The 4,765-nt window shown below is 34.2% G+C and carries 2 protein-coding genes and 1 pseudogene; all 3 read right to left on the bottom strand.

All coding sequences use genetic code 11. The annotated features are described in order from the left end of the window. A pseudogene (locus JCM15092_RS16325) lies at positions 1–449 on the bottom strand (Eco57I restriction-modification methylase domain-containing protein); the annotation flags it as partial. A 12-nt stretch (positions 450–461) separates the two neighbouring features. Next, positions 462–1,466, bottom strand: coding sequence for a virulence RhuM family protein (locus JCM15092_RS13945; RefSeq protein WP_024995176.1), 1,005 nt, complete (start codon positions 1,464–1,466; stop codon positions 462–464). 11 nt (positions 1,467–1,477) lie between these two features. Continuing rightward, complete coding sequence (locus tag JCM15092_RS13940) at positions 1,478–4,726, bottom strand: SNF2-related protein (RefSeq protein WP_024995175.1); 3,249 nt, start codon at positions 4,724–4,726, stop codon at positions 1,478–1,480. Positions 4,727–4,765: the final 39 nt, after the last annotated feature.

Here is a 4,765-nt window from a genome sequence, read left to right as displayed (position 1 = left end):
CCCTTTTCATTAAGATATTTATTTGGTGTATGAAAAGCTATGTCTTTCCCCAAAAAATAACTATATCTACGCGGATTGCTGTAATTGCGTGTGATGCGAGAACCACCTTCTTGAGCATCAAGAGTGATTTCTATAAAAGAGAAACGGTAGTTGTCACTATTATCTTCTGGTACAAAGATTACCAATGCACGTCCTTCCATTTCATCTGCGAGCATACGAAAAGCTTCTTTTGACAGAGTTACACGAGCATCATGTTTAGATGTGTGTCTTATTTCATATACAACCAAATCAAGAGAATCCGATGAACCCAATTTAATGGCTTTAGTGCTATACTTCATTTGAGTACTAAATATTACCTGCTCAGTTGTCGGGATAAAATCCTCTGGTAAGAAACTGTTTTGCAAGAAGTTTACAAATTCTCCACGGTTATATGCTTTATTGAATTCCATAATGCTTTCTTTCTATTGTAGTTTATTTCCTCCTTTTAATCTTTTAATCTCTTCATCGAAATCTGAAATGTATTCTGAATCTTGTTTTGGACGAAATGACTCATATTCTCGTTCAGCTTTCAATTTTGCCTCTAATGCTGAAATACTTCCAGGACCTTCCAATACAGGACGGCCAGTTACATTGAGAAATGCATCTAATATTTTACTCCATTCATACATAGAGGTTGGTATCTCTTGTTCTGCACGGTCTTCTGCTATATCAAGATAAGCTGAGACGAGTCGATTAATTGCTGTTAAATGTTTTTGGTCAAGATAATTCTTTGCAATAGAAACATCAGATTTCATAATTTTTCCATCTGGTGCATTTCTCCACGTAGTAAGCCCCATGTGTAGTTTTTCTGCATCTGCTGTATCATAAATGATTTCAGCAGCCGTTTTACCAGATATTGCCCAATGTAATTTATTCTGTACTGATGAGAAGAACAATTTAGTTTCAGGTGCATCCTTATCATAGTCTATGGCTAGTGCATAAATATCGGTAATCTTTTGATAGAAACGGCGCTCACTGGCACGTATTTCACGAATATCTTCAAGCAACTCCTTGAAATAGTCGTGCCCGAACTGAGGACCTTGTTTTAATCTATTTTTATCTAATACATAACCTTTAGTAATGAATTCATTAAGCGTCGTGGTAGCCCATTGTCTGAATTGTATGGCCTGATTAGAATTTACTCGATAGCCTACTGCTATAATGGTATCAAGATGATAGAAAGTAAGTTCTCGCTCCACATTTCGGTTGCCCTCCATTTGAACTATCCGGATTTTCCGGATAGTTCGTTCTGATTTAAGTTCAGCACTTTGGTAAAGGTTTTGAATATGCTCATTAATGGTTCTAACATTTACTCCGAACAATTCAGCCATACGTTTCTGAGTAAGCCAAAAAGTACCATCTTCATATTGTACCTGTATGCTTACTTCACCATTGTTGCTTGTATATAATATGATATTACTTTCCATATAGCTTAATCTTATTGTAGTTCTTCACTTAAAATCAGAGTTTCCTCACTATCATCAATTCTGTTGTGAGTGTTTATGATACGAGCTAAATATTCTGATGAAATTTTCAGAGGAAGTTTTGCTGCATCTTTTATAACTAATTGATTGATAAATCTTACCTCGTAACCAGAAAGAGCATCAGCTTTGATAACTTGGATTAAATCATCTAAATAGTCTTTAGAGAGCGATTTATACTTTTTTAGAATTTTTACTTTTTGTAGAGCTGATAATAGGTCTTTTTCGTTTTTATCTTTAGCATCGCTACAAAATAAAAATGCTTTAACCTTTTGATATATTACATCAAAAGGTTTGCTTAAATCAACAGGTTCCTCATTAATATCTGCATCAAACAAGGCAATCGCTTCTTCTGCAGAAATCATTACCGGTAAATTTATTGTATCTCCAATCTTAAAGACAAAATCATCACCTTTTTTCCCAAACATCAAAACTCCTTTTTTAGGCTTATTCACATTTCGAGCGGTTCTTGCTCTGTGAGGAAGTTCCAGTGCTTGATCGTATGTCTTTGTTCCTTTTAGACTATTCAAAAGTTTACGATATGGAGTATCCCATGATGTTTCTTCACTACGAGCGAACTCTTTACGATAACGATCTGTGAAGAATGCTTTTACCTCTTCGTCTTTGGTCAGAGCTTTGGTATCTTCACCCATAATGGCATGTATCATCGCCATTTTTAGTGTAGATATTTCTTTAGTACGTGTTTCTGCTTCGCCAACATCTGTAGGGAAATAGTTATATATATATAATTCATTAAATACTTTTTTATTAATACGATTTATACGTCCAATACGTTGAATAACACGTGTTGGATTGTAGGGAATATCATAATTGAATATGGCTCCAGCTCTATGTAAGTTGTAACCTTCAGATATGGCATCTGTTGCAATTAATATATGAAAATCATTCTGTTGTAACGATGACTTCAATCCTGCATCAAAGTTTGCTCTAATTCGATCCTTGTTTACTGGAGTAGCATCTGCTGAGGTATATTTCATAACTGGTAAGCCAGCACTAACAAGTGCCTCGCCTAAATAATTCACTGTATCGGCATACTCAGAGAAAACAATCAATTTCCTGTTAGGCTCCTTAGACATCTGCTGCTTTACAAGTTTAATAAACGAATTAAGCTTGGGGTCTCGTTTGATAGTATTATCTCTTCCAAACCATTGTTCACGAAGATTCTTTAGAAGTTGAATGTCGGATTTTACGTCTATTACAAAGTCATCTTTAACATATTTCATATCAATTTCAAAGAATCCGCGAGCCTCGTATTTCTCGAAGAGTTCATAGACTTCCTCCATGCCATCTTCTGTCGACTCATAGAAGTAGCTTACATCAGGTAAATTCCCTTTTTTAAATACTGGAATCTTATCCCGTTTCTCTATCCAATCGAGTACGTGTTCAGATGATTTTATAATATAACCCAATGATGTTTGGAATGCAGCTACAGAACTTTCAAAACGAGCTACAAGCAAGTGTCGCATGAAACTTGAAATGTTAGCTTGTCGTCCAATCAAAAGGTTAAAGTTAATACCTGTTTTGTCTTCAAGTTCTTTTGCTAGTTTATCCTTTAACTCTTCATGAATGTAAAGAGCTGGAGAATAACGTGCAGCTTTGAAACGATAAATATTATCACTTGCTCCTTCTGATTTGCTAATTCTATCTAATGTTGAGAGATATAAGTCTTTCAGTTCACTTAAATCGTAAGTAAGTTCTTCTGGATCGTTAGGCAATACTAATTGGATGTTTTGTTGTTTTAGGTCAACTGCATATTCTGGAATGCCTTGTAAGTCTAAACGAGAACGGCGAACGACCAATGGACTAATGATAGAACGTATATTTTTGGCAATATTATTAACCTCTACTTTAATCTCCTCCTCTGTTGTTTTACCTTCTCTTTGTGCATCACGAAGTGTCCTATATTTATCTATCAAAACTTTGAATGCCGTACCTAAATTATCTACAGTTTTAAGTGTGGAACGAGATGGAATTTGAAATAATTTAATTAAAGCATATATATCAGCAGGCTGATTATTAAAAGGAGTAGCAGTTAGCAATAAAACCTTGTTTCCAGAACATAGATTATGAAGTAATGCATAATCTTGAGTGTACTCATTACGAAAGCGGTGCGCTTCGTCTATAATAATTAAAAAATATTCTCTGTCTCTCACTAGCTCTTGATAATGAAGAAGAGCTTCCTCAATTTTACCTGTACTAAACACTGTGGCTGTAAATCCAAATTCATCACGATAACCTTCCCATTGTTTGCATAGGTGCGGAGGACATATTACAATTGCACGCAACTTAATATTTCTAGCAACCGTTGATGCTATAACACTCTTACCCAAACCTACAACATCGGCAACTATAGCACCATTATGATTATTAAGTGCATTAAGCGCCATTTGCACAGCATCTGTTTGGTATCTTAAATTGGAATATTTGCCATCTGTTATATCTTGTGGAGTCAGTAGATTATTTGTTGTGGAAATATTAAAGTACTCACGGAGAACTCTAATGTACATTAAGTATGGCGAATAAATTTTGTCATACCATATGCGAGTCATAACTTTATTTTTCCACTCATCTAAATTATTCTTGCTAGCAATGACTACAGAACTTTCCCAAAGCTCATCAAAAAGCTCTTTCCCCTCTTCATACTCTTGCTTATCATTAAACCGAGCATTTAATTCTATTCGTCCTTTAAGGCCTTGATATGATAAATTACTTGAACCGGTTATTAAAACACCTGGCAATTCACCATTTTCATTCATCAAATCATTATAAGCAAACAGATACATCTTGGAATGACATGGATTAAGAGTTTTTCTTATTTCAAGTGAACCATCCACTATCTTTCCATAGAACATTTTGAATTGTTTTAATTTTTCAGCAGAATCTAAAAAATCAGAATTATTGAATATGTTTATAAACTGCTTATAATATTCTTCTTTGATATTGCTTCGTGAAACCAGTCCATTACTGAAAGCCTCTATTTCAGTAATATGCTTGGTGATTTGTAGGTCAATATCAAGACCAACCAATATTCTTATATGTTTACCCTTAAGATTGTCAGATAATTGAACGTAGCCAGAATAATAGAAATATCCAACTAATATATCTACAGCATTAGTCTTTGGTAGTATACCATTGATTATATCAGATAAAAACTTTTCTTTGTTTGTTATAAAACTATTGCTCATAACATTTATTTAGGTAAATGATGAATTAATTTAAAATAT

It is taken from the genome of Phocaeicola paurosaccharolyticus JCM 15092, assembly GCF_000613805.1.
Lineage (GTDB): Bacteria > Bacteroidota > Bacteroidia > Bacteroidales > Bacteroidaceae > Phocaeicola > Phocaeicola paurosaccharolyticus.
The sequence above is the reverse complement of the archived record's forward strand: the minus strand, read 5'-3'. Positions and strand labels throughout refer to the sequence as shown.